The organism is Sphingobium sp. CR28 (assembly GCF_052327305.1).
In the GTDB taxonomy this organism is placed as follows: Bacteria; Pseudomonadota; Alphaproteobacteria; order Sphingomonadales; family Sphingomonadaceae; genus Sphingobium.
Genome location: NZ_CP182486.1, coordinates 1,694,602 through 1,719,991 on the forward strand (window position 1 = coordinate 1,694,602; position 25,390 = coordinate 1,719,991).

Consider the following 25,390-nt stretch of genomic DNA (forward strand, 5'->3'; position numbering starts at 1 on the left):
AAGGGCGAGCTAATCGCCGGCCGCTTCTTCCAACGCATGCATCTGCTCGTCGGAAAAGCCGAAATGATGGCCCACCTCATGGATCAGCACGTGGCTCACCAGCCGATCCAGACTGACGCCGGTCTCGATCCACTCGTCGAGCAGCGGCCGGCGGAAAAGGCGAATGCGGGCAGGCATGCCGCCCGTGTCCCACACGCTCTGTTCAGTGAGCGGTCGCCCTTCGTACACGCCGGAGAGCTCCCATTCGTTCTCTATGCCAAGACTGGCCAGCGTCTCCGCGTCGGCAAAGTCCTCCACCCGCAGCACGACATCGCCCAAATGATCGCGAAAGAGCGGCGGCATCGCCGCGATGGCTGCGCGGGCAATCTGTTCGATCTGCTCAGCTGAGGGAGAGTGGCGCATGACGATGATCTAGGAAGACGGACGACACCAGACAACTGGATCGACACGCGAATCCGGTTTACCGCGCCGGGGCAAATGGATTAGGCGCCATGGGCGAATGGCTACCACCGCCGCCTCCACCGACGATCGTTATGGGCCGAGCAAGGTCGTGCGCCTGCCCGGGCCACTGCTGCTGGAAAGCGGCGCTGCGCTCACGCCCGTCGATATCGCCTATGAGACATACGGAACGCTCGATGAGACCGGCTCGAACGCCATTCTCATCTGTCACGCGCTGACCGGCGACCAATATGTCGCATCCCAGCATCCGCTCACCGGCAAGCCGGGCTGGTGGACGCGGGCGGTCGGGCCGGGCAAGCCAATCGACCCGGAACGGCACTTCATCATCTGCGCCAATGTCATCGGCAGCTGCCTCGGCTCTTCCGGCCCGGCGAGCATCGATCCCGCGACCGGCACGCCCTGGGCAATGCGCTTTCCTGTCATCACCATTGGCGATATGGTCCGCGCGCAGGCCATGCTGCTCGATCATCTGGGCGTGGAGCGCCTTGCCGCCGTTATCGGCGGATCGATGGGGGGGATGCAGGCGCTGAGTTGGCCGGTGCTCTTTCCGGAACGAGTGCGGTCGTCGATCGTCATTGCCGCCACGGCCCGTCACAGCGCGCAGAACATCGCCTTTCACGAAGTCGGGCGACAAGCGATCATGGCCGATCCACGCTGGCGCGGCGGCGACTATTATACTGACGGCAGCGCGCCGACCGCCGGCCTCGCAGTCGCGCGCATGGCCGCGCACATCACCTATCTTTCTGAGGCCGGGCTCACGGAGAAATTCGGTCGCCGCCTGCAGGCGCGACCCGACAGCCCGAATGGGGCAAAGACCTTCGGCTTCGATGCGGATTTTCAGGTGGAGAGCTATCTGCGCCATCAGGGCATCAGCTTCGTCGAGCGATTCGATGCGAACAGCTATCTCTACATCACGCGTGCGGCGGACTATTTCGATCTTGCTGAGGATCAAGGCGGCAGCCTGGCGCTCGCCTTTGCCGAGACGCGTGCGCGCTTCTGCATCATCAGCTTCGATACCGACTGGCTCTACCCCACGCGCGAATCACGCAACATCGTCCACGCGCTTCATGCCGCCGGGCGGGAAGCCAGTTTCGTCGAGCTTTCGAGCCCCTTCGGTCATGACGCCTTCCTGCTCGATGCGCCGGAAATGAACCGAGTGATCGACGGCTTCCTGCGTGGCGGCACCGCATGAGCGACGTGGACCTCAGCGACGACAAGACCCGGCTGGATGTTGCCCGCATTCATGGCTGGCTCGCATCGAGCTACTGGTCGCCCGGCATCGAGCGGTCGCTGGTCGAGCGCGCCATTGCCGGCTCCCATTGTCTCGGCGCCTATCGGGACGGCGCGCAGATCGGCTATGCGCGAATGATTACCGATCATGCGACCTTCGCCTGGCTCGCGGACGTCTGGGTGGACGAGAGCGCACGCGGTGCGGGCCTTGCCCGGCGGATGGTGCAGTGGTTCCTTGATGATCCCCGCTATGCCGGCATCCGCCGTATCGGCCTCACCACGGCGGACGCGCATGGCGTCTACGCCGCACTGGGCTTCACGTCGCTGCTGCGCCCGGATCGCTACATGGAGCGCCTCGCTCCCCAGTTCGCCGCGCTGCTTACGGTGCCCGTATGAGCCTGCGGCCCGATCTCGACATGATTGCCCGCCATGTCGCGCCCGGCGCGCGCGTGCTGGATGTCGGCTGCGGGGACGGCACCTTCCTCGCCGAACTGCGCACGATGAAGCATGTAGATGGACGCGGACTGGAGCTCGATCCCGCTAATGTCGCGTCCGCCGTCGGGCGCGGTCTTTCCGTGGTGCAGGGCGATGCCGACACGGACCTTGGCTATTATCCCGACGCCAGCTTCGACTATGCGATTCTCAGCCAGACGCTTCAGACGACGAAGCGGCCCGATCTCGTGGTCGAGCAGCTGTTGCGCATTGGTACGCAGGCCTTCGTCTCCTTTCCCAATTTCGCGCACTGGCGCGGGCGGCTGTCGTTGCTCTGGGGCGGGCGGATGCCCGTGACGCGGCTGCTGCCGGAAAAATGGTTCGATACGCCCAACATCCATCATGTGACGGTGGACGATTTCAGGGCGATGGTCGCCGATCGTGGCTGGCGCATAGACGGACAATGGTTCCTGAAGGGCGACCGGGAGACGACCCACGCAGGCGCCAACTTCTTCGCCGAGCACGCCGTGTTCCTGTTGCGCGGACGGGACTGACCCGATGAGCGCCGGACATTCCCACCACGGCCACGATCACGCCCACCACGATCATGCGCACGGCTCAGGTCCGCACACACACGGCCCCGGTGGTCATTCCCACGCCCCCTCGACCTTCGGCCGCACCTTCGCCATCGGCATCACTCTCAATGTCGGCTTCGTCGCGATCGAGGCCGCCTATGGCTATATCAGCGGATCACTCGCGCTCTTCGCTGATGCCGGTCACAATCTCAGCGACGTGCTTGGTCTCGTCATCGCGTGGATCGCTTTCACGCTTGGTCGCCGCGCGCCCTCGCAGCGCTTCACTTACGGCCTGCGCGGATCGACGATCCTCGCCGCGCTCTTCAACGGCCTGATTCTGATGTTCGCCGCCGGGGCCATCGCGATCGAGGCGGCCCGGCGATTCATGTATCCGCTGCCGGTGTCCGGCACGGACGTGATGATCGTCGCGGGCATCGGCATAATCGTCAACGGCGGCACCGCGCTGCTGTTCGCCCGCGGTGGCAAATCGGACATCAATATTCGCGGCGCCTATCTCCACATGGCGGCGGACGCGATGGTCTCGGCCGGCGTAGTCGTCGCCGGCCTCCTCATTAACGCCACTGGCCTCCGCTGGATCGACCCCGCCGTCAGCCTCGTCATCGTGGGCGTGATTGTGTGGAGCACATGGGGTCTGCTCAAGGAAGCAATTGCGATGGCGCTTCACGCTGTTCCCGCGAGCATCGATGCCGTTGCCGTGCAGGCGTGGCTTGCCGCCCTGCCCGGCGTCACGGCCGTGCATGATCTTCACATCTGGCCGATGAGCACCAGCGAGACCGCGCTCACGGCTCATCTCATCATGCCGGGCGGACAAGGCGATGATCACTTCTTGTTCGAGACGTCCGCCGCGCTTCACGAACGCTTCGCCATCGGCCACGCCACGCTCCAGATCGAGCGGACCGACGCATTATGCCCCCGGTGCGGCGACAATGTCGTTTGAGGCTATGGCGCCCCGCCCCGGCAAAGGGGCTGGCCCGCTGCTCCCAAGAAGCTAGAAGAAGCGCAAACATCTGGGGGAGGCTTGCATGATTCGACCGATCGTTGCGATTTTCTGTGCTCTGGTCCTCGGGGCCGCGCCGCTGGCCGCCGCGCCGGACGATCGCCCGTCCGTGCAGGCAAAGACGGAGTGGGTCGGCGCATGGGGCTTTGTCGTTTCGCCACCTCCACCCGGCCAGGCTGCCCCCGCGCCCAATTTCTCGCCCGGCGGCCCGGCCATACCGCTGGCCACTGCGACGCCGCCCTTCACGCCCGGTCAGCCGCGCTTTCTCGACAATCCCGGCCGCCTTCCGGTCGACGCCAGCAGCGCGGAACTCACTAATGTGACGATGCGCCAGCTCGTCCGCGTCTCGATCGCAGGGTCGGCCATCCGCCTGCGCCTCTCCAATGAAAGCGGCACCGATCTGCTCGCCATCGGCGGTGTACATGTCGGCCTCGCCGGGCCGGACGGGTCCATCCTGCCCGGAACGGACCGGGTCGTCACGTTCGCCGGCAACCCCAGCGTCAATATTCCCGGCGGAGCGCCTTTGCTCAGCGATCCTGTGGCGCTGCCGGTCAAGGCGCTCGATAAGCTCGCGGTTTCCATTTACGCGCCCGGCCGGCTGACCGCCCGCAATGTGCGGACGCTGTGGCAGTATGTCGCCGGATCGCCGGGAGACACGGGCGGCGCGGCATCCCTCCCCAATGCGCGCCTTGCCCGCGCGCCGGTCATCCTCAGCATGGTGGAGGTCGCGCCGACTCAGCCGGCAAGCGCCATCGTCGCGTTTGGTGACTCGATTACCGAAGGGGACGGCTCCACGCTTAACGCATTCCGGGGCTGGCCAGATCGTCTGGCGGAGCGGCTCGCTGCGCAGCCGGGCAAGCAGCGCTGGGCGGTGGTGAACGCCGCAATCAGCGGCAATCGTCTGCTGGGCTATGGCTCCGGGCCGAATGCGCTCGCCCGGTTCGATCGCGATGTGCTCGCCGTGCCGGGGGCGAAGACGCTCATCTTGCTGGAGGGCATCAACGACATCGGCCGCAGCTTCTCGCCGCGCAACCCCACCGATCCGGCCACCGCGCAGGCGCTGATTGCCTCATATCAGCAGATCATTGCCCGCGCCCACGCGCACGGCATCCGGGTGATCGCGGGCCTGCTCACGCCCTATAAGGGCGCCGGCTATGCCAGCGAGCAGGGCGAAGCGGTGCGGCAGGCCGTCAATAACTGGATCCGCACTTCAGGCGCGTTCGACGGCATGATCGATTTCGCTTCGGCGGTGGCCGACAAGGCCGATCCGCTCAAGTTCGACCCGAAGTTCAACAATGGCGACCTGCTTCATCCCAACGATGCGGGCTATCAGGCCATGGCGGACGCCATTGATCTGCGGATGCTTACAGGGAAGTAAGGTTCGACCAGTGCGGGGAGCGGCAGCGAGCCACTCCCCGTCATTGTCTCCAGATTAGCACTTGCCCGAGCGCTCAACCTCACGGCCAAGAAGAGCGCCGGCGCCAGCACCGAGAATCGTTCCGGTTGTGCGCTCGCCGCGTGTGTCGATTGCGCGACCAAGGAGGGCACCGGCCGCACCGCCCAGCAGCAGGCCGGTCGTTCCGCCGGAGCGGCAGTTGCTGCGGCCATAATAGCGGCGGTCGCTGTAGCGCTCGCGATAGTCGCGATCCCGATAATCACGATCGCGATAGTCGCGATCATAGTGACCGTGGCCAGGGCCGCGATGACGATGGTGATCGCGCGCCTCGGCAGCGATCGGCGCCGACAGGGTCGCGGCGGCCAGCGCCAGGCTCAGCATGGTCCTCTTCATGATCGAACTCCCTTCTCTAATCTTGTGGGAGCATAGTGTGCCGATCACGCTGGCCCAAAACTGAACCGCCCGTGCAGCTTTCGTTCACTTCGGCGGGCGTGCGCACCCGCTCGTCGATCGGTCAGGCCCGCGCCACGCGGAGCCCGTTCAGGAACCAGCCTTTCGGGGCGCATTGGCGGCTATTGCCGCATCCCATGTGGCCCAGTCGATCGCGCGGCCGGGATAGGCGACCTTGGCAAAGGGCCAGTCCGTCTTCACCCAGTCTGCGACCCATTTGTAAAGCTCGGCATCGAAGCCCGCGTCATAGTCGGCCTGGGTCACCCACATCCGCACGACGGCGTCATAGCCGGGGACGGGACTTGGAGACACATAGACCGAGCCCCGCTCGCGGCGGCCATCCGGTGTGAGCACGGCATAGGCGAAGGATTTGCGACTTTTAAAGCGCGCCTGCTCGCCCTCCATGTCTTTCATGGCATCGGCATCGGTAATGCCGGGGTGAGGCCAGCGCGTGCTGCGCGAGAATGTCTTCTGCAGATGCTCGATAGAGGACATGTAAGCGTCGAAATCCAACTTCACCACTTCGGGGCCGAGCGGCACAAGCTTGAAGCCGGTGCCCTCCACCAGCACGGGCGGGTTGAAGCTTGTCGGGATGAAAGATGGCGCGGGTGCCGCCGGCTTGGGTGCCGCCGGAGCCGGGGAAACCTGGGCAATTCCCTGGCCCTGGGCCGCCATCAATGTCGTCAGTATCAGCCCGGCAGTCTTCACGCTCATCATGCTCGTTCCTTCATGTGGTGGCGAGCAGACGATCATCGGGGCGGCTTCCTGTCCATACGTCATTGACGCGCTGGACATGCCCTCAGAGCTGGATGTCGAAGATTTACCGCTCCCGGGTAGCGCTGAACTTAATATCCGGGTGCCGCTCGGCCTGATAGGTCACGTCCCACGCCGATTTGGCGAGAAACACAGGGTTGTCGTCGCGGTCCTTTGCCATTGCCGACCGATTGAAGCCGGCGAACTCCTCCAGCGTCTTCGCCTCGCCGCCCAGCCAGCGCGCGGTGTCGAACGGAGCCGGCTCCAGCCCCGCCTCCACCTTATACTCCGCCTCCAACCGCGAGATCAGCACTTCGAGCTGCAGCTGACCGACCACACCGACGATCCACTGGCTGCCGATCTCTGGATAGAAGACCTGGATGACGCCCTCTTCGGAGAGGTCGTCGAGCGCTTTTCTGAGCTGCTTGGTCTTGGTCGGGTCCTTCAGCGCGATGCGCCGCAGGATTTCCGGCGCGAAGTTGGGCAAGCCCGTGAAGCGCACCTGCGCTTTCTCGCTCAGTGTATCGCCCACGCGCAGCGTGCCGTGATTCGGGATGCCGATGATGTCGCCCGGAAACGCCTCATCCGCGATTTCGCGATCCTGCGCGAAGAACAGGATGGGCGAGTGCACCGCGATCGGCTTGCCGCTGCCGGAGGGCGTCAGCTTCATGCCACGGCGGAACCGGCCCGAGCACAGGCGCATGAAGGCAATGCGGTCGCGGTGCTGCGGGTCCATATTGGCCTGCACCTTGAAGATGAAGCCCGTGACTTCGCTCCCCTCGGGGCTCACGGCTTCCGGCTCGGCCGGCTGCGGGCGCGGCGGCGGGGCATATTTCGCCAGCGCTTCGATGAGATCGATCACGCCGAAATTCTTGAGCGCGGAGCCGAAATAGACCGGCGTCAGGTCGCCATGGCGATAGGCGGCAAGGTCGAAGCCGGCATAGCCGCCCTGCGCCAGCTCGGCCTCCTCGCGCAGCAGGGCGAGACCGTCGGACGAAATATGCTCGCCCAGCGCGGGATCGGTGAGTCCGGAAAAGCGCGCTTCCTTGTCCTCGAATTCCTTGCTCGGTCCGCTTGGCTGGCGAAGGGTCGCACTGGCAAAGTCATATATGCCCTCGAAGGCGCCGCCCATGCCCACCGGCCAGCTCATCGGGCAGACGTCCAGCGCCAGCGCGTCGGCCACTTCGTCAAGCAGCGCGAAGGCGTCGCGCCCCTCGCGGTCCACCTTGTTGATGAAGGTGATGATCGGCACGGAGCGCAGCCGGCACACCTCGAAGAGCTTGCGCGTCTGCGGCTCGATGCCCTTGGCGGCATCGATGACCATGACCGCCGAATCGACGGCCGTCAGCGTGCGATAGGTGTCCTCGGAAAAATCCTCGTGGCCCGGCGTGTCGAGCAGGTTGAACGTAATGACACTGCCGTCCGGCTGAGTGCGCTCAAAGGTCATCACCGAGGAGGTGACGGAGATGCCGCGCTGCTGCTCGATCTTCATCCAGTCGGATCGGGCACGGCGATTCGCCCCGCGCGCCTTCACTTCGCCGGCAAGGTGGATTGCGCCGCCAGCAAGCAGCAGCTTCTCGGTGAGCGTGGTCTTACCGGCGTCCGGGTGGGAGATGATCGCGAAGGTGCGGCGGGAAGGGATGGTCATGTCGCCCGCGCATATAGCGTTAATCCGCGCGGGCGCCACCTCCACGTCGGCGCCGTTCTCCCGAGCGACGATGCTGTCCTACAGGGCGCGGCCTGTGTCATGGGCAAAGGGCGCTTTAATCGATTCCCTCGATCGAAGCGGCGCTTTTTTCTTTCGCTAGAGGTGTAACCTTTAGAACCTTTCACCCCTTGCCTTCGCTTCGGTGATCGCCCCGCTCGATCAGCGCGGCGGCAGGCCACTCAGGGAGATACGAGTGTGACGTTCATATGGAAGGCGCGGCTTTCGCTGGGCGGCAAGAGCAGGATGCCGGGCTTGTTCCGGATGTCCCCGTCGAAACCGACCGGGTCGGCAATGCCCGCCCATGGCTCGATGCAGAGATAATGCGCGCCGGACTTCTGCCAGATTCCGAGCATCGGCATGCCGGGGAAGTCGATGCGCAGGCGAGGCTCGCCCGGCACGCCCCACAGCAGGCTGCGGCTTTGGAGATCGTCCCAGATGAGCGCGTCCGCCTCGAACATTGCGTGAGTCGGCGCCAATGTTTTGCCCTCGACCGGCGTCGGCACCGGCTCGGCACCGATCAGGCCTTCCCCCGCGATGCGGCGGATCGGGCCGGGTTCATCGGCCTCGAAGACGATTCGGTGCGCCGCCCTATCTCCACCAGAGCTGTCCCCGCCATAGGGCAGCGGCCAGGCGAAAGCGGGATGGTAGCCGAAGCTGAACGGCATGGGCCGCTCGTCCCGATTGGTGACGGTCGCGGTCATGCGGAGCGTCGCTTCGTCCAGTTCGAAAGCCATGTCGAGCCGGAAGGCAAAGGGGTATTGCGCGCGGGTTTCTTCGTTCGCCTCCAGCCGCAGCACTGCGCGGTCCGCCTCCTGCGCGACGAGCGCGAACGGCAGGCGGCGGGCAAAGCCATGCTGCTTCATCTCATAGGTCGCGCCGTCGAGCCGGTAACGGTCGTCCCGCAATCGCCCGACGATGGGGAAAAGCAACGGCGCGTGGCCGGTCCAATAGGCCGGATCGGAATCCGTCATCAGCTCGCGATCCTGCGCGTCGGTCAGCGACCAGAGCTCGGCTCCGAGCGGATTGATCGCGGCGCGCAGCGACCCGGAGGCGAGGGAAAGGAGCAATTCAGCCATAGCGGCGAACGCTATCGTCAACTCGTGCGGAACGCGAGCCCGACAGAAACGTTTCCCGCTCGAAACGTCGTGTTTCCCTGGAGAAACTCATGTCACCGTCCTCATTGAAACTCATTGCCGCCATGGCCTGCTGCCTGTCCCTGCCTGCCCTTGCCCAGTCGGACGAGCCCAAGAAGGATGACCAGACACTGAAACGGGCAGGCGAGATTGCGAGTCAGCCGGCCAAGGACGTCGGCATCACCAAGACCAAGATTCCCGCTGTGCTGCTCGACGCCCAGCAGCAGCCCTATGCGCCTGCAAAGCCCAATAGTTGCACAGGTCTGGCCGCAGATCTGCGCGAACTGAACGAAGCGCTCGGCCCCGACTTCACGACCAACAGCAAGGCGAATGAAGACAAGTTTGGAAAGCTCGCCGAAGCGGGCGGTCAGGCGGTCATCAACACGATCATTCCGTTCCGCGGACTCGTCCGGGAAGTGAGCGGCGCCGCGCCCGCCGAACGCCGGCTCAACGCGGCGATCAATGCCGGGCTCGCACGCCGGGGTTATCTGCGCGGGCTGGCCGTCAGCCGCAAGTGCAAGCTGCCGGCCTAGGCGGCGCTGAAGCGATACCGCACCCACATGAGTGGATCAAAAACTAGCCGCGCAGGGTGGCCCCGAGCTTCCCTGCCGCGGCAACTATCCGGTCTGCGATGCCCTTGAGCTCCGCTTCGGTGAAGCTCTTCTCGCCGGGCTGAAGCGAGACCTCGACGGCAAGGCTCTTCTGTCCCTCAGGCACGCCCTGCCCGGCGAAGACGTCGAACAGGCGGGCATCGGTGATCGTGGCCTTGTCCGCGCCGCGCACGGCCCGAACGAGCGCGTCCGCTTCGAGTTCGTGAGGCACGAGGAAGGCGAAGTCGCGCGAGACGGGTTGCAGGACGGGCGGCGCATAAGGCGGACGCATGAAGCTGCTCTTGCGGGATGCAGGCACGGCGTCGAGGAACAACTCGCCTGCCACTACCACGCCATCGAGATCGAACGCACGGGCCAGAGAAGGATGCAGCACGCCATAAGAAGCAAGGATAGCCTTGGGGCCGAGCCGCAGCGTGCCGGACTGGCCGGGATGGTAGGCGCTTCCCGCCTCGCCCATCATCTGCAGCCGGGCAACCGGTGCGCCTGCTGCGCCCAGCAGCGCCAGCATCTCGGCCTTGCCGTCGTAGGTGTCGAAAGGCTGCGCCTTGCCGCCCTGCCAACCGCGCGGCCGCTTCTCACCCGCGAGTACGAAGCCCAGCGTGAGGCGTTCGTCGCTCGATCCGTCGTTAGCGCGGAAGTAGCGGCGGCCAATCTCGAACAGCCGAACCGACGATGCGCCCCGGTCCATGTTGCGCCGTGCGGCCGAGAGCAAACCGGCGAGCAGCGTCGGCCGCATCACCTTCATGTCCTCGCTGATCGGATTGGCGAGCGTCCAGTCGCCGCCACCGAAGTGGCCGGCCTCCGTCTCGCTGATGAACGACCAGTTGACCGCTTCATTGAGGCCGCGTGCCGCCGCCGCCCGGCGAACGCGTCGCTCGGTCTTCTGGGCATCGGTCGCGGTCGGCCTGGCAACGCCGGGGATGCGCGGAAGCGGCGTCGAAGGCACCTTGTCCAGCCCTTCGATGCGAACGACTTCCTCGACCAGATCCTCCGCGCCATCGACGTCGCGTCGCCAGCTTGGCACGGCCACGTCTCCGGGAAGAGCATCGACCCCAAAGCCAAGCGACGTGAGAATGGCCGCCTGACGCTCCGACGAAACCTCGACACCCGCCAGCGCCAGCGTCAATGCCGGGTCGAAGCGTACAGCGCGCGGAGCAACAGGAGGCTGGCCCGCACGGGTCACCTCGCTGGCCGTCCCGCCGCACAGCGCGAGGACGAGGCGCGTGGCGATCTCCAGCCCCTCGTCGAGGAAGGCGGGATCGACACCGCGCTCGAAGCGCTGGCGCGCATCGGACGTGAGAGCCAGCTTCTGCCCGGTCCGGGCAATCGTCTCCGGTGTGAAATAGGCGCACTCGATCAGAACATCGGTGGTGCCATCCTGCGCGCCGCTATGCTCGCCGCCCATGATGCCGCCGATATCATGCACGGTTTCGTCGTCGGCAATCACGGTCATGCTGCCGTCGAGCGTGTAGGTCTTGCCATTGAGCGCGAGCACCTGCTCGCCATCCTTCGCCTTGCGCGCGACGAGACCGCCCTTCAGGCTAGCCATGTCATAGACGTGCAGCGGTCGCCCGAGGCCGATCATGATGAAGTTGGTGATGTCGACCAGTGTGCTGATCGGCTTCTGGCCGACCGCCTTGAGCCGGCGCTGCAACCAGTCCGGCGAGGGGCCGTTGGTCACGCCGTGGACGCTCTGCGCGTAGAAGGCGGGGCAGCCTTCCGCGTCTTCGATGCGTACACTTGGCCCCTGCCCCTGCGGCGCAACCTTGGGCAGGCCGGCAACCACTGCGTTCAGCGGCTTGAGCGTTCCCAGTCCCTTGGCCGCCAGATCGCGCGCGATGCCGCGCACGCCCATGCAGTCCTGCCGGTTGGGCGTGATCGAGACGTCGATCACCGGATCATCGAGATGGGCATAGTCCGCAAAAGCAACACCCACCGGCGCGTCGGCCGGCAGCTCGATGATGCCGTCATGATCCTCGCCCAGCTCCAGTTCGCGGGTCGAGCACATCATGCCGTTCGATTCGACGCCGCGGATCGCCGCGACGCGCAGCACCATGCCGTTGGCAGGCACAGTCGCGCCGGGCAGGCCGAACACGCCGACAAGACCCGCGCGAGCATTAGGCGCGCCGCAGACGACCTGCAGCGGGCCATCACCCGCATCGACGCTCAGCACCTGCAGCTTGTCAGCCTGCGGATGCGGCGCAGCCGTGAGCACCCTGGCGACCTTGAAGCCCGCGAGCTTCTCGGCGGGGTTTTCCACGCCCTCGACCTCCAGGCCGATGTCGTTCAGCGCACGCAACACCTCGTCGAGCGAGGCGCTGGTTTCGAGATGCTCCTTGAGCCACGAAAGGGTGAACTTCATGCGCCGACTCCTCCGCTCAGAGTCGGCACATCGAAGGCCGAGAAACCGTAATGGCGCAGCCAGCGCTGGTCGCCGTCGAAGAATGCGCGCAGATCGTTCATGCCATATTTGAGCATCGCCAGCCGGTCGACGCCGGTGCCGAAGGCGAAGCCTTGCCATTCGTCCGGGTCGAGCCCGCAATTGGCAATCACCCGGCGGTGGACCATGCCGCTGCCAAGCACCTCCATCCAGCCGCCATTCTCCGCATCGCCGCTGCCGCCGATCACGCGCTGGCCCTTCTCCATCGTGTAGCCGACATCGATCTCGACAGAGGGCTCAGTGAACGGGAAATAGCTTGGGCGCAGCCGCAACACGATGTCGTCACGCTCGAAGAACGCCTTGAGGAAGGTCTCCAGCGTCCATTTGAGATGGCCGAGCGTGATGCCCTTGTCGATCACCAGACCTTCGATCTGATGGAACATCGGCGTGTGCGTCGCGTCACTGTCCGAGCGATAGACCCGGCCCGGCGCGATGATACGGATCGGCGGCTCCTGGCTCATCATCGTGCGGATCTGCACGGGCGACGTGTGAGTGCGCAGGAGCATTGCCCGCCCTTCGGAATCCCTGTCCGGGAAATAGAAGGTGTCGTGCATCGCACGGGCGGGATGCGTCTCGGGAATGTTGAGCGCCGTGAAGTTGCGCCAGTCGTCCTCAATCTCCGGGCCAGTCGCGACGGCGAAGCCGAGATCGGCGAAAATCTCTGCCAGCTCATCCATGACCTGACTGACCGGATGGATCGACCCCTGCGGCGTTTCCTGCGCGGGCAGCGTCATGTCGAGGCGTTCGGTGGCGAGGCGCGCGTCGAGCGCGGCCTGTTCGAGCGCGGCCTTGCGGCCAACGATGGCCGCGGTCACGCTCTCGCGCAGATCGTGGATCACAGGACCACGAAGCTGCCGCTCCTCCGGCGTCATGGCGCCGAGCGTCTTGAGCAGCGCAGTCACCACGCCGCTCTTGCCCAGCGCGCCGACGCGCAGTTGCTCCACTGCGTCCACGCTATCGGCTGCCGCGACATCGGCGAGCAGGCCATCCTTCAATGCTGTGATCTCGGTCATGCCGCGCGCCTTACAAGCGTGATCGTCGAATGGGAAGGTGGATGGCGGAGACTCAGGCGCGCCCGACAATAAGCGCGCCGCCGAATGCCACGAACAGGCCTCCGGTCAGCCGGTTGAACAGGCGCTGGCGATTGACGGGTTCCAGCCAGCGGGCAAGCCGCAGACCGCCCAGTGCATAGACGAGATACCAGAAAGTCTCGATCAGCACGAAGGTGACCACCAATATGGCAAGCTGAGGCGCAAAGGACGCCCGTGCGTCAATGAACTGCGGGAAGAGCGCCGCCGCAAAGACGATCAGCTTGGGGTTGGATAGGCCAGTGAGCAATCCAGTGAGATAGAGACGCCGGGGCGTCAGCGCGGCGTCGCGTCGCGCCGATACCTCCGGCGCAGCGCCAACAGGCGCGTGCCACGCCTTGATGCCCAACCATATGAGATAGGCAGCGCCCGCATAACGCAGAACATCGAACACTGAGGGATAGGCCTTGAGCACTGCGCCAAGCCCTGCAGCCGAAGCCAGCAGACAGAGCAGCACGGCAGACATGCATCCGGCCATGGTGGCCACCGCGCGGCGCGGGCCCACTGCGATGCTCCGTGTCATGACGTGAAGCATATTCGGCCCCGGCGTCGCGGAAATGAAGAACACCGCGATCGCATAGAGCCACCAGTTGGTCAGTGTCATGGCTCTCGTCTCCTGTCGCACCGATCCGGCCAAAAACAGAACGGGCGCCGAAGCTGTTGTGCCTCGGCGCCCGTTCTCGTGATCGGTCGGGTGTCTGTCGAAACCCGTTTTACGCCTTGGGCAGTGCTGCCTGCGCCTGAGCCACGATGCCCTTGAATGCCTCGCCCTCGTGCATGGCGATGTCCGCCAGTACCTTGCGGTCGAGTTCGACACCCGCGAGCTTCAGGCCGTGCATGAACTGACCGTAGGTCAGGCCTTCCATGCGCACAGCTGCGTTGATGCGCTGGATCCAGAGCGCGCGGAAGCTGCGCTTCTTAGCCTTGCGATCGCGATAGGCGTATTGGCCAGCCTTTTCGACGGCCTGACGAGCGATGCGAATCGTATTCTTGCGACGGCCATAATAGCCCTTCGCCTGCTCCAGAATCCGCTTGTGCTTTGCACGAGTCGTCGTGCCGCGCTTGATACGTGCCATGTGTCCCTACTCCTTACTTCAGGCCGTAGGGCGCCCAGAGGCGCACATGGGCTACGTCAGCGTCGGACAGCACATCAGTGCCGCGATTCTGGCGAATATACTTTGCATTGTGGCTGATGAGGCGGTGCCGCTTGCCAGCGACGCCATGCTTCACCTTGCCAGAGGCGGTGAACTTGAAGCGCTTCTTCACACCGCTCTTGGTCTTGAGCTTGGGCATTTTCGTCTCCTTGTTGTTGGCGCGCGAAGCGTGCCGACGATTGTGAACGAACACGGCAGCCCTTACCGGCCGGCCCGTCCCTCTTCATTCCACAGTCAAGCGGAAGCGCGGCCCTATAGGCGGGGAAGCGTCAGGATGCAAGGCGCAACGCCACCTCTCATAGAGACACGCAACGTTGACTGCGATCAAAGACACGGCCGGCCAAAACGGCGAAAAGTCTTTTATGACGTGACCGCCGGCTTGGACGAACCGGCGCGCCGGAAGGAGGCTCTCGCGATGAAATCGATCATGCTCCTCGTACATAGCGACTCCGGTCAGGAAAGCCGGCTCCAATGCGCGCTGGATGTCGTACGGGCCGTCGAAGGGCGGCTTGTGGGCCTGAGCGTGCTGCGTCCGGCGATCCTCGCCGACGGACTGGGAATGACCTACGCCCAGAACGCCATCATTCTCGACGATCCGGATGACGAAGAGGCACTGCGCGCTCGCCTCACTGATCGGCTCGCCAAAGAAGCCGTGCCTTTCCAGTGGATCATGTCCAGCGGAACGATCGAGCAGGCAATCACGGACAATGCCGGCCTAAGCGACCTGGTGGTCGTGAGCCGCGAAGGCATAGAAAGCAGCTATGAAGCTGTGGATCTGCCGGCGCTGGTGGCGATGAAGGTCGGGACGGCACTGATGGTCGTCCCGCCTGCGCAAAACGGCATCAATCTTTTTGGCCGGGCGATGGTGGCCTGGGATGGCTCTGACACTGCCGAAAAGGCAGTCCGTGCCGCAGCGCCGCTGCTCGCGCACGCGGAACAGGTCGATATCGTGACGATCGACACCAAAGGGAGTGCCGCTGACGGAGAAGATGTTGCGCGCTATCTCGCCTCGCACGACTGCGGTGTCGAGATCCACAGACTCGCCCCCAGCGGGGACACGGGTGCGCAACTGGTTACGGCCATGCATGATCTGGGCGCGCAATGGGCAGTCGCTGGCTGCTACGGGCATAGCCGGCTGCGGGAACATGTCTTTGGCGGCGTGACCCGCACGCTTGCTGTCCGATCCCCCATCCCGCTGCTGATCGCGCATTGAGCGCAGCTCTTGCTGAATCTGCGGCGCACTCCCGTTGGAGCGGAATCCCCGTCTGATGCGTTTGCCGCCCCATGGACGTCAGAGACTCATCGGATGACTCAGGGGCCGGGGAGGCGATAGGCTCCGGCGTGCGGACGTCGGAGCCGAGGGCCACTTCGGAGACGACTAAAGGCTCTTCACGGCAAGAACTGTTCGCCCGCTGGCGCCGCGTCCCCCGTCCGCTCCGGTGGCTGGCTTATGTGCTTCTGGCCCTGTTTCTGGTCTGGCTGATACTCTTCATCACCAAGGGTCGCTTCCTCAAGCAGCCCGCAACCCGCATCGCCTCACGAATGCTTGACCGGCAGGTGACAGTCGCTGGCGACTTCCAGCTCTACTTTGCACCATTCTCCATCAAGTTCCTGGCCGAGAGACTGACGATCGATAATCCCGACTGGGCAAGCAAGCCGGCGCTCCTCTCGGCCCACCTCCTCGACACGCGGATCGCGACGCTGCCGCTGGTTTTCGGCCGACGGGATATCCGGTGGCTGGATATGAAAGGGGGCGCACTCGACCTGGAATGGTCGCGCGACGGCCGGACCAACACATGGACATTCGGCGACCCAACTCAACCACCGAAACCGTTCGATCTCCCCAACATCCGTATCGCGCGGATCGCCGGCACAACGTTGCGTTATCGCGATCCGCGGATGCAGATCAGTGCTGATCTCCGCATCGAACCGGTGCAGGCCAGTAACACGAGTATTTCGAACGATATCCGCTTTTCCGGCGGAGGCATGGCCCGTGCCCGGCCCTTCACGATCGAAGGCGCGCTTCTGTCCCCCAACGAGACCATCGTCGGCGGACGCAACCGCCTGCAGTTCACTGCCCGCGCCGAAGATGCGCGCATGACCGTAAGCGGCACATTGCCGGGCGCTACCCAGATCGAAGGCGCCGACCTCGCCATGACAGTGCGAGGCCGCAATCTCAGTCGGCTTTTCGATCTTATGGGTGTCGCCATTCCGGATACGCGCGCCTATCGCCTCGCGTCGCAGCTGACATATCGAGACGAAGCCTGGAGGTTTACCAGGATGAGCGGCGCATTCGGTAACAGTGATCTTGCCGGACAGATGACGATCATGCTGCCCAGTGCACGCCCGAGCGGTCGCCTCAAGATCGACGCGGATATTGCCACGCGATCGCTGGACATGATCGATGTCGGACCCTTCGTCGGCTACAATCCGGAACGGCTCGACGCTCAGGGTGCAAAGGCCGTGGTCGAGCAAGTGGGCGGCAGGCCGCGAATGCTTCCGGATGCGCCATTGCGCGCGGAAGCGATCAGCCACTTCGATGCCGACGTCCGCTATCGGGTAACGGCAGTGAAGCAGGACTATGTGCCCATCTCGAAGATCGATCTGACGCTTGGCCTCGACCGGTCGCTCCTCAAGCTCTCGCCCCTCACCTTCGAGATGGCAGGCGGGCAACTCGCGTCAGACATCGTCATAAACGCACGCGACGTACTGGTCAGAACGGATTTCGACATTCGCCTCGCCCCCACGCCGATGGGTCGGCTGCTCGGGCGCTGGGGCGTGGAGGAAAGCGGCACCACCGGCACGATCAAGGCGCGTGTTGAGCTCAAGGGCGAGGGTGATTCGGTGCGGGAGTCACTCGCGACTTCTGACGGACGCATTGCCGTCATCATTCCCAAGGGGACGATGTGGGCGCGCAACGTTCAGCTTTCCGAACTCGACATCGGCACGTTCGTCCAGAAAATGTTCGAGAAGAAGCTCAAGGATCCGGTCGAGATCAACTGCGGCCTGATCGCCTTCACCGTGCGAAATGGCGTCGCGTCGGCCGATCCGATCCTGATCGACACACGCAAGAACGTCATCACCGGCCGAGGAGCGTTCAGTTTCAAGGACGAGTCGCTCGATCTGGGCGTGCGGGCGGATAGCAAGAAGTTCAGTCTGTTTTCGGGGCAATCCCCGGTCGGCGTAACCGGCTATTTTGCCGAACCCGGTATCAATCCGATCAGCCCGGAGCTGCTTGGCCGCGCGGGCGCCGCCGTGGGACTGGGTGCGATCGCTTCTCCTCTTGCTGCGGTGCTCGCCTTCGTGGATGTCGGTGATGCAAAAGCCGCCGCCTGCGGCCCCGTCCTTTCCGGTGCTCGCGCCTCAAGTCAGCGCACGGTCAAGGGGCAACCGCGCGACGATGTGGGCAAGAGCGCCCCTGCACGAAAAGACCGCTGAGGCAGCTATTCAACTTTATGCAATAATTTGTTGCACTTTATTCGACTGGATCGCTGCCGTCGCAAATGCCATTTGACTGGCGATATTCTCGCATCACGGAATTTACCGGAGGCAACCATGACCGGACGTACAACCACTACCAAGCTGGACAGTCTTTTCCTCAATCGATGGTCGCCGCGCGCTTTCGAAGACCAGCCTATCCCGCAGGACGATATCGACACCATGCTCGACGCCGCCCGCCACGCGCCGTCGGCTTATAATTACCAGCCCTGGACCTTCCTCTATGCGCTGAACGGCGACGAGAACTGGGATCGCTTCCTTTCGCTTCTCGTGCCCTTCAATCAAGACTGGGCAAAGGGCGCTCCCGCGCTGTTCTTCATCGTGTCAGAACTCACCATGGGCGACCCCGAGAAACCGAATCACACGCACAGCTTCGATGCTGGCGCCGCATGGGCGAGCTTCGCCTTTCAGGCGTCCCTGCTCGGCTATCACACGCATGGCATGTCCGGCGTGGACTTCGACCGGGCACAGAAGGAATTGAACGTTCCCGAGGGCTTCCGGGTCGAGGCCGCGTTCGTGGTGGGCAAGATCGGCAGCCCGGACACTCTGCCTGACTTCCTCAAGGAGCGCGAAGTGCCCAGCGACCGCAAGCCGCTCGACAAGGTCGGCTATCCCGGCAACTTCCGGGCCTGATGACGGCTTAGGAGCGAGACGCCCTTCCCCTCCCGCGTTTCGCTCCCTGAGGGCCGCCTCCCCGAGGCGGCCCTTTTTGTATCTGACTGCCGGATAGCTTACTTAACTTAATTGATAGGCAATATAGCTGGCTGCCTTTCCCGCTCCCCCTTAGGTGTGAGCGAGCAAAGGAAGACAAGCCATGAAGCGGGCACTCATCATCCGCCATGTTCCCTATGAAGGGGTAGCGGGCTATCGCGCGCCGATCGAGGCGGCGGGCTATGAGATTAGTCGTATCGACGTCGCCGATCCGCTCTTCGGTTCAGTCGATCTTCGCGAGCCCGACCTGCTCATCATGATGGGCGGTCCGATGGGCGTCTATGAGCAGGACCGCCATCCCTGGATTCCCTGTCAGCTTCGGCGGCTGGCGCAGCGACTCGCGGCTGACCGTCCCACGCTCGGCGTGTGCCTGGGCGCTCAGATGATCGCGGCGGCACTGGGTAGCGAGGTCTATGCTGGTCCCTCGCACGAGATCGGCTTTCATCCCATCGCGCTCAATGACAATGGCGTCGCCTCCCCCCTGCGCCATGTCGACGACGTGCCAGTCCTGCACTGGCATGGCGACACGTTTACGCTACCCGACGGCGTGGAGTTGCTTGGCTCAAGCACGGCCTATCCGCATCAGGCCTTTCGGCGCGGGACAAATCTCCTCGCGCTTCAGTTCCATGCCGAGATGGGGGAAGACCCACGCTTCGATGCCTGGATCAACGGAGCGCCGGATACGCTCTCCACTGCCGGCATATGCGCTAATGCGTTACGCGCCGCGCATGATCTGCATGGCCCTTCCGCGGTCGCCGCGGGGCGGCGCATGATCGAGGAGTGGCTGTCCGCCTTGCCGGACTAGTCCCAACGCCTGATTTGCGCCGCTGGCGCTTACGCTGCCCGACCGTCCTCTTCGCGACCGCCGACTTCCGCAAGGACGGCAACCCCCTCCCTCTCTCGCGCCTGAGCGATCCGGCTACGTGCAGGAACATTGTGCGTGATCCAGACATTGCCACCGATCTCGGACCCGGCGCCGATGGTCACGCGCCCGAGAATTGTGGCGCCCGCATAGATAACCACATCATCCTCCACCACCGGATGGCGCGGCTGGTCCTTGATGATCCGCCCGGTCTCATCGGCAGGGAAGGTGCGCGCGCCGAGCGTCACGCCCTGATACAGCCGCACGCGCGCGCCGATGATCGCGGTTTCGCCCACGACGACGCCCGTGCCGTGGTCGATGAAGAAACTATGGTCGATCCGCGCGCCAGGGTGAATGTCGATTCCGGTTTTGGAATGGGCCACTTCGGAAATGATCCGCGCCACCAGAGGTGCGCCGCGCAGGTGTAGCTCGTGGGCGAGCCGATGGTGGATGATCGCCAGCATGGAGGGATAGCAGATCAGCACTTCATCGACGCTGCGGGCGGCGGGGTCGCCACGAAACGCCGCCTCCACATCGGTATCGAGCAGACGCCGCAGATCCGGGAGTGCATGGGCGAAGGCGCCTATGATTCCGGACGCCCGCGCGTCCACCTCATGGGTTGGCACGCCCGACATGGCATAAATGAGTTCGAGCCTGATCTGGCCGTAAAGCCGGGCCAGCGCAGTCTGCAGCGTCTGAGTGACGAAGGCGTCCTCATTGTGAACGCGCACGAAGCTGGGGCCGAGACGAAGCGGGAAAAGCGCACCACACAGCGCTTCCATGATCTTCTTGAGGTCACCGCGCGAAGGGAAGCCCTCGCCGCCATATTCGGCATGGTGAGACTGTACGGCCCGCCAAGATTTGCGGATGCCGGACAGTTCCTGTGCGATATCCTCCAGATTCCAATATTCGTCGATGCCCATCAATCCAACTCTCGCCAGTGCGAGGATTGTCTATTTTATCGATTGAGATATTGCACGCAAAGGCTGGTTGCCCGGCGGACAGAATTACTTCGCAGGCGAATGGGCACCAATAACTGCGCAGATTTTTACGCGGGGAGCGGGATGAACTCCGTCTCGCCCGGCACATGCGGGAAGCGGTTCTCGCGCCAGTCAGCCTTCGCCTGCTCGATACGGTCGAGGCTGGACGACACGAAGTTCCAGTAGATGTTGCGTGCTTCGCTCAGCGGCTCTCCGCCCACCAGCATCACGCGCGTTGGCCCGATGCCGCGCAAAACGATCTCCGCGCCGGGCTTCAGGATCACCAGTTCACCGGCCTGAAAGCCGCCCCATTGACCCTCCACCGCAACCGCGCCGGTAATCACATAGATTGCCCGCTCGATATGCTCGGCAGAGAGCTTGTAGCGCGCGCCGTCAGCCAGCGTCACCCCAGCATAGAGCATGTCGGAATAGGTCTGGACCGGCGATGTCATGCCGTCGCTCGTGCCCGCCACCACTTTGATGGAGACACCCTCAGCCTCAGCATGAGGGATCGCGTCGGACTTGTGATGATAGAAGGCAGGCGCAGTCTCTTCATGTGCTTTTGGCAGCGCGACCCATGTCTGCAACCCGAAAAGCGGACCGCCCGCCGCACGCACCTCGTCGCCTGAGCGCTCGGAATGAACGATGCCGCTCCCGGCCGTCATCCAGTTGACCTCGCCCGGCCGGATCGCCTGCACGGACCCAAGCGAATCGCGGTGGAGGATTTCACCTTCCAGCAGGTAAGTGACGGTCGCGAGGCCGATATGCGGATGAGGGCGGACGTCCAGCCCATCGCCGGCGCTCATCGTCACTGGGCCCATCTGGTCGAAGAAGATGAAGGGGCCGACCATACGGCGCTGGGCAGTGGGCAATGCCCTGCGCACCGTGAAGCCGTCCCCCAGATCCCGGACATTCGGGAGGACGATCATGTCCACGCCGTCGATGTTGCTCGTCCGTAGGGTCATCCTTGATCCTTTCCCGTGTTGTCCGTTTGTCCTGAAAGCTGTCAGTTGATCATCGTGTGAAGCGGCGAGCATTGAGATGATGACGTGCCGAAAATGGTGGTGGGACGTGACCCGGAGCGCAGCGTACTCAAAGTACGAGCACCGGAAGCGCGCAACACCGCCATTTGCAGGCCGTCAGAGCTGAATGCCCGCCGCTTCAAAGGGTCAGGCCGCGTCGACCATCACCAGTTCGCTATCTTCGAGCGCGGTCACGGTAACCGTCTCGATTTCGCTGATCGCGACGCCATCCCGGGCGTTTGCCTGAACCTTATCGCTACCATCGCCGATCTCGATCGCGCCGCGAGCAGGCACCAGATAGGCCTTGCGATCCCGGCCCAGACGATACTGTGCCGTCTCGCCCTTGGCCAGCGTCGCCGCCACCACTCGCGCATCCGTGCGGATCGGCAGCGCATCGCCATCGTCGGAGAAGCCGGAGGCCAGCGTCACAAATTGACCAGCCCGCTCACCCTTCGGGAAGGGCCGCGTGCCCCAGCTCGGCTTCTCGCCGGCCTTTGTAGGCAAGATCCAGATCTGGAAGAGCCGGGTCTCCTCGTCCTCCAGATTATACTCGGCATGGGTGATCCCCGTGCCGGCCGACATCACCTGCACGTCTCCGGCAGCCGTCCGGCCCTTATTGCCGAGGCTGTCCTGATGCGTGATCGCGCCTTCGCGAACATAGGTGATGATCTCCATGTCGCGATGGGGGTGCGGCGGGAAACCGCTCTTGGGCGCAATGGCATCGTCGTTCCAGACGCGCAGATTGCCCCAGTGAACGCGGGCATCGTCATAATAGTCCGCGAAGGAAAAGTGGTGCGTTGCGTCGAGCCAGCCATGGTTGGCATGGCCAAGTCCGTCGAAAGGGCGAAGTTCGATCATGGTCTGTCCTCCATCGGCAGCAGCATCGGCTGCCTCAATCTGGACCTGCATATAGGGACTTGCAGCTTTCCTGTTGAGTGAGATAAATCCACCTCAATCATTCGAGGAAATTGAAATGCTGCAACCGGGAACGCCGACGTTCGATCAGCTTCGCCTGTTTCTGGCCGTGGTCGATACCGGCAGCTTTGCGGGTGCAGCGCGCAGCCTCAATCGGGCCGTGTCAGTCATCAGCTATGGCATCGGCAATCTGGAAAACCAGCTGGGCGTGCGCCTGTTCGACCGGGAAGGCACACGGCGCCCCGTGCTGACCGACGCGGGGCGCGCCGTGTTGGCCGAGGCACGCACGATCTCCAGCGGCATGGATGGCCTGCGCGCGAAAGTGAAGGGGATGCTCGACGGCCTGGAGGCGGAGGTCAGTCTCGTCGTGGACGTGATGCTGCAGCCCGCGCTCCTCGCGCAGGTGCTCCGCGCCTTCACTGTCCACTATCCCACTGTCGCGCTGCGTCTTCATGTCGAAGCGCTGGGCGCAGTCGCCGCGAAGGTTCTCGACCGGGAAGCGGTGATCGGCATCAGCGGCCCGCTCAACCTCGGGATGGAAGGGCTGGACTGGCACAAGGCCGGCTCCGTGGAACTCGTGCCCGTCGCAGCGCCGGACCACCCCCTTGCATTGGAAAGCCCGTTACGCCCTGGTTCAGCGCGCGATCACATTCAGCTCGTCCTGAGCGATCGATCCCCGCTCACGCAAGGCCGCGACTTCTCCGTTCTCTCCCCTCGTACATGGCGTCTGGCGGACTTGGGTTCCAAGCACGCGCTCCTTCGGCAGGGAATCGGATGGGGTAATATGCCACTACCCATCGTCGAGGCAGACCTTATGGCCGGCACGCTCGTGCGGCTCAACATGCCGGATGGCCCGGGCGAGAAGTATAAATTCTCGGTGATCTGGCGTACCGATACGCCTCCGGGGCCTGCCGCTTGCTGGCTCGCCGATCAGTTCGGACTGTGCCCCACGGACTAAGCGGTGTGGTCCAGTCTCGCCGGAGCCTCATCTGATGATGATCATGCCCGACCGTTTCATGGCCATCTTGCTGGCATTTGCTCTTCCGGCGTTTTCGGCCGCGGTGCAGGCCACGCCCGGCCCAGTATATGTCGAACCTGCGCAAGCCGTCCCCCGCCCGATCGACCATCGGTTCAACGGGCAGATCGAGCTTCATGTGGACGCGACCAATGTCCAGCACCGCATCTTCACGGTTCACCAGCGCATACCAGTTGGCCCGGACGGTAAGGTCACGCTGCTTTATCCCCGCTGGGAACCCGCCAGTCACGGGCCGAGCCTTACAGTCACAGATCTTGCGGGCCTGAAGGTCGAAGCGGCTGGCCGGCCGATTTCCTGGGCACGCGACCCCTATGACCCGCATGCCTTCCATGTGCAGCTGCCACCCGGCACGACTGCGATCGAGGTTGACTTCCAGATGGTGGCCGGCGCCGATCTCCTGACCCCGGACATCGTGACAGTACCATGGCAGCGGTTGGTTCTTTATCCTGCCGGCTGGTACGCCCGGAACATCGGCGTCTCCGCCACGCTCGCCCTCCCCATCGGTCTGCGCCCATTCACTGCGCTGGACGTCGAGCGCACTGATGGTTCGACCATCCGGTTCCAGACGACGACGCTGGAAACCCTGCTCGACGCGCCAGTGCTTGCTGGGCGCTACACGGCCCAACTCCCGCTGACAGCACCGGGCAGCGGGGCGGTGTCGCTGGACCTCGTCGCGCTGCGACCGGACGATCTCACCGTGCCAGACGAGCGGCGACAGGAGCTGCGCAAGCTGATCGCGCAGATGCGCGCCGTCTTCGGCAGCATGCCATTCAAGCGGTACGAGATTCTCGCGCGACTGAGCGACGACGGCTCGTCAGGCGGGACCGAACACCGCACATCCAGCGAGAATGGACTGGCCTCGTCGCATTTCCGCGACTGGCCGGGGCAGATCCTGTCCCGTGACCTGATCGCACATGAAATCGTCCACGCGTGGAATGGCTTCTACCGAACGCCCGCCGACCTTTGGGCGCCGACGCCCAACGTTCCGGTCGCGGGGAGTCTCTTGTGGGTCTATGAGGGGCAGACCGAGTTCTGGGGGCGCGTGCTGGCCACGCGGGCCGGTCAGTTCACACCCGCCGAGCTGCGCGATCGGCTGGCGATCGAAGCCGCCGAGACTGCTGCACGACCCGGCCGCGCTTGGCGCCCCTTGCCCGACGATGTCAACTATCCCTCCTTCATGCTGCGCCAGCCCGTGCCATGGCGTGACTGGCAGCGTCGCCGCGATTATTATTCGGAAGGGGTCATGCTTTGGCTGGCGGTCGATGCCGAACTGCGCGAGCGCAGTGGTGGACGTCGCAGTATGGACGATTTCGCGCGCCGTTTTTTCGCCGGAGCTGAGCCGGACGCGCCGACCAGCACTTATACGTTCACCAATATATGCCGCGTGCTGGACGAAGTGACACCCGGTGACTGGGCGCGGTTCCTGCGCGGCTGGATCGACGCCCATGACGAACTCGATACATCCAGCGGCCTCACTCGCCATGGCTGGCAACTGGCTTTCACTGACACGCCGACAACCGCCTTTCTGGCGAACGAGGAGGAGGCCGGAGTCGCCGATCTCACTTATTCGATCGGGCTAACTGTGCGAGCAGACGGCACAGTGCGCGCTGTGGCGTGGAAGGGACCATCTTTCCGGGCGGGCCTGCGCCCAGGGGTTCGCATCGTGGCGGTCAATGGCGCGCCTTTCGGGCGCGAGGCGATGCTGGCTGCGGTGCGCGCTTCAACGAAAAGCCCCGTCGTCCTGACCATCGATCAGGGTGGCAACCGGTCCGACGCCTCGATCCCCTACGCCGGATCATTGCGATATCCACGCCTCGAACGCATTGAGGGTCGACCCGACACGCTTGCGGCACTGCTTGCACCGCGCTGATGGGCGCCGACAATCCATGCGCATGGAGCGGGCAGACACTCGGCCCGGC

At 64.2% G+C, this 25,390-nt stretch carries 25 protein-coding genes; 12 read left to right on the forward strand and 13 right to left on the reverse strand.

What is annotated here, in order from left to right:
• Positions 1–9 precede the first annotated feature (9 nt).
• Positions 10–402: a metallopeptidase family protein gene (locus tag ACNAOH_RS08165; protein WP_443969701.1), complete on the reverse strand. Its 393-nt coding sequence runs from the start codon at positions 400–402 to the stop codon at positions 10–12.
• Between the two features lie 97 nt (positions 403–499).
• Here ACNAOH_RS08165 and metX point away from each other — a divergent pair, with 97 nt between their 5' ends.
• The 5 genes from metX to ACNAOH_RS08190 all read left to right on the forward strand — a co-directional run bounded on the left by metX (position 500) and on the right by ACNAOH_RS08190 (position 5,092).
• A complete protein-coding gene (metX, locus tag ACNAOH_RS08170) occupies positions 500–1,651 on the forward strand; it encodes a homoserine O-acetyltransferase MetX (RefSeq protein ID WP_443969702.1) in 1,152 nt (383 codons plus the stop codon).
• Positions 1,648–2,085, forward strand: coding sequence for a GNAT family N-acetyltransferase (locus ACNAOH_RS08175; protein ID WP_443969703.1), 438 nt, complete (start codon positions 1,648–1,650; stop codon positions 2,083–2,085). Before metX ends, ACNAOH_RS08175 begins: the two co-directional genes overlap by 4 nt.
• On the forward strand, positions 2,082–2,675 hold the full coding sequence (gene metW / locus ACNAOH_RS08180; RefSeq protein ID WP_443969704.1) for a methionine biosynthesis protein MetW: 594 nt from the start codon (positions 2,082–2,084) through the stop codon (positions 2,673–2,675). The genes ACNAOH_RS08175 and metW overlap by 4 nt, the downstream gene beginning before the upstream one ends.
• A 4-nt stretch (positions 2,676–2,679) precedes the next feature.
• Positions 2,680–3,654 (forward strand): cation diffusion facilitator family transporter, encoded by a 975-nt coding sequence (locus tag ACNAOH_RS08185; protein ID WP_443969705.1) that lies wholly within the window; start codon positions 2,680–2,682, stop codon positions 3,652–3,654.
• 85 nt (positions 3,655–3,739) lie between these two features.
• On the forward strand, positions 3,740–5,092 hold the full coding sequence (locus ACNAOH_RS08190) for an SGNH/GDSL hydrolase family protein (protein ID WP_443969706.1): 1,353 nt from the start codon (positions 3,740–3,742) through the stop codon (positions 5,090–5,092).
• A gap of 54 nt (positions 5,093–5,146) precedes the next feature.
• Here ACNAOH_RS08190 and ACNAOH_RS08195 read toward each other — a convergent pair whose 3' ends face one another.
• The 4 genes from ACNAOH_RS08195 to ACNAOH_RS08210 all read right to left on the reverse strand — a co-directional run bounded on the left by ACNAOH_RS08195 (position 5,147) and on the right by ACNAOH_RS08210 (position 9,097).
• Positions 5,147–5,503, reverse strand: coding sequence for a glycine zipper 2TM domain-containing protein (locus ACNAOH_RS08195; protein ID WP_443969707.1), 357 nt, complete (start codon positions 5,501–5,503; stop codon positions 5,147–5,149).
• Positions 5,504–5,650: 147 nt separating this feature from the next.
• On the reverse strand, positions 5,651–6,274 hold the full coding sequence (locus ACNAOH_RS08200; RefSeq protein WP_443972083.1) for a twin-arginine translocation pathway signal protein: 624 nt from the start codon (positions 6,272–6,274) through the stop codon (positions 5,651–5,653).
• 106 nt (positions 6,275–6,380) lie between these two features.
• Positions 6,381–7,961 (reverse strand): peptide chain release factor 3, encoded by a 1,581-nt coding sequence (locus ACNAOH_RS08205; RefSeq protein WP_443969708.1) that lies wholly within the window; start codon positions 7,959–7,961, stop codon positions 6,381–6,383.
• Positions 7,962–8,200: 239 nt separating this feature from the next.
• Entirely contained in the window at positions 8,201–9,097 is an 897-nt protein-coding gene (locus ACNAOH_RS08210; RefSeq protein ID WP_443969709.1) for an aldose 1-epimerase family protein, read from the reverse strand.
• Between the two features lie 89 nt (positions 9,098–9,186).
• Between ACNAOH_RS08210 and ACNAOH_RS08215 the strand changes: the two genes are divergently transcribed.
• Complete coding sequence (locus ACNAOH_RS08215; protein WP_443969710.1) at positions 9,187–9,687, forward strand: hypothetical protein; 501 nt, start codon at positions 9,187–9,189, stop codon at positions 9,685–9,687.
• Between the two features lie 43 nt (positions 9,688–9,730).
• On the opposite strand, the gene pheT is transcribed toward ACNAOH_RS08215, so the two are convergent.
• From pheT to rpmI, 5 genes are all read right to left on the reverse strand, one after another.
• Positions 9,731–12,127 carry a phenylalanine--tRNA ligase subunit beta gene (gene pheT, locus ACNAOH_RS08220; RefSeq protein ID WP_443969711.1) on the reverse strand — a complete coding sequence of 799 codons (2,397 nt, stop codon included), beginning with the start codon at positions 12,125–12,127 and terminating at the stop codon, positions 9,731–9,733.
• Positions 12,124–13,218 (reverse strand): phenylalanine--tRNA ligase subunit alpha, encoded by a 1,095-nt coding sequence (pheS, locus tag ACNAOH_RS08225; RefSeq protein ID WP_443969712.1) that lies wholly within the window; start codon positions 13,216–13,218, stop codon positions 12,124–12,126. The genes pheT and pheS overlap by 4 nt, the downstream gene beginning before the upstream one ends.
• A gap of 52 nt (positions 13,219–13,270) precedes the next feature.
• Positions 13,271–13,897: a LysE family translocator gene (locus ACNAOH_RS08230; RefSeq protein WP_443969713.1), complete on the reverse strand. Its 627-nt coding sequence runs from the start codon at positions 13,895–13,897 to the stop codon at positions 13,271–13,273.
• Positions 13,898–14,006: 109 nt separating this feature from the next.
• Positions 14,007–14,369: a 50S ribosomal protein L20 gene (rplT, locus tag ACNAOH_RS08235; protein ID WP_443969714.1), complete on the reverse strand. Its 363-nt coding sequence runs from the start codon at positions 14,367–14,369 to the stop codon at positions 14,007–14,009.
• 13 nt (positions 14,370–14,382) lie between these two features.
• On the reverse strand, positions 14,383–14,586 hold the full coding sequence (gene rpmI, locus ACNAOH_RS08240) for a 50S ribosomal protein L35 (RefSeq protein ID WP_443969715.1): 204 nt from the start codon (positions 14,584–14,586) through the stop codon (positions 14,383–14,385).
• Between the two features lie 276 nt (positions 14,587–14,862).
• On the opposite strand from rpmI, the gene ACNAOH_RS08245 reads away from it, so the two are divergent.
• From ACNAOH_RS08245 to ACNAOH_RS08260, 4 genes are all read left to right on the forward strand, one after another.
• Positions 14,863–15,660, forward strand: coding sequence for a universal stress protein (locus ACNAOH_RS08245; protein WP_443969716.1), 798 nt, complete (start codon positions 14,863–14,865; stop codon positions 15,658–15,660).
• A gap of 71 nt (positions 15,661–15,731) precedes the next feature.
• Entirely contained in the window at positions 15,732–17,885 is a 2,154-nt protein-coding gene (locus ACNAOH_RS08250; RefSeq protein ID WP_443969717.1) for an AsmA family protein, read from the forward strand.
• A 117-nt stretch (positions 17,886–18,002) separates the two neighbouring features.
• Positions 18,003–18,578: a nitroreductase family protein gene (locus ACNAOH_RS08255; RefSeq protein WP_443969718.1), complete on the forward strand. Its 576-nt coding sequence runs from the start codon at positions 18,003–18,005 to the stop codon at positions 18,576–18,578.
• 181 nt (positions 18,579–18,759) lie between these two features.
• On the forward strand, positions 18,760–19,461 hold the full coding sequence (locus ACNAOH_RS08260; RefSeq protein WP_443969719.1) for a glutamine amidotransferase: 702 nt from the start codon (positions 18,760–18,762) through the stop codon (positions 19,459–19,461).
• A 29-nt stretch (positions 19,462–19,490) separates the two neighbouring features.
• Here ACNAOH_RS08260 and epsC read toward each other — a convergent pair whose 3' ends face one another.
• From epsC to ACNAOH_RS08275, 3 genes are all read right to left on the reverse strand, one after another.
• Positions 19,491–20,441, reverse strand: coding sequence for a serine O-acetyltransferase EpsC (gene epsC, locus ACNAOH_RS08265; protein ID WP_443969720.1), 951 nt, complete (start codon positions 20,439–20,441; stop codon positions 19,491–19,493).
• Positions 20,442–20,566: 125 nt separating this feature from the next.
• On the reverse strand, positions 20,567–21,463 hold the full coding sequence (locus ACNAOH_RS08270) for a pirin family protein (protein ID WP_443969721.1): 897 nt from the start codon (positions 21,461–21,463) through the stop codon (positions 20,567–20,569).
• 204 nt (positions 21,464–21,667) lie between these two features.
• Positions 21,668–22,378: a pirin family protein gene (locus tag ACNAOH_RS08275; RefSeq protein WP_443969722.1), complete on the reverse strand. Its 711-nt coding sequence runs from the start codon at positions 22,376–22,378 to the stop codon at positions 21,668–21,670.
• Between the two features lie 115 nt (positions 22,379–22,493).
• On the opposite strand from ACNAOH_RS08275, the gene ACNAOH_RS08280 reads away from it, so the two are divergent.
• Together ACNAOH_RS08280 and ACNAOH_RS08285 are read left to right on the forward strand one after the other, a co-directional pair.
• The gene (locus tag ACNAOH_RS08280) at positions 22,494–23,393 is read left to right on the forward strand and encodes a LysR family transcriptional regulator (protein ID WP_443969723.1); all 900 of its coding nucleotides are present in this window, start codon (positions 22,494–22,496) and stop codon (positions 23,391–23,393) included.
• A 34-nt stretch (positions 23,394–23,427) separates the two neighbouring features.
• Positions 23,428–25,341, forward strand: coding sequence for a M61 family metallopeptidase (locus ACNAOH_RS08285; RefSeq protein ID WP_443969724.1), 1,914 nt, complete (start codon positions 23,428–23,430; stop codon positions 25,339–25,341).
• Positions 25,342–25,390 lie beyond the last annotated feature (49 nt).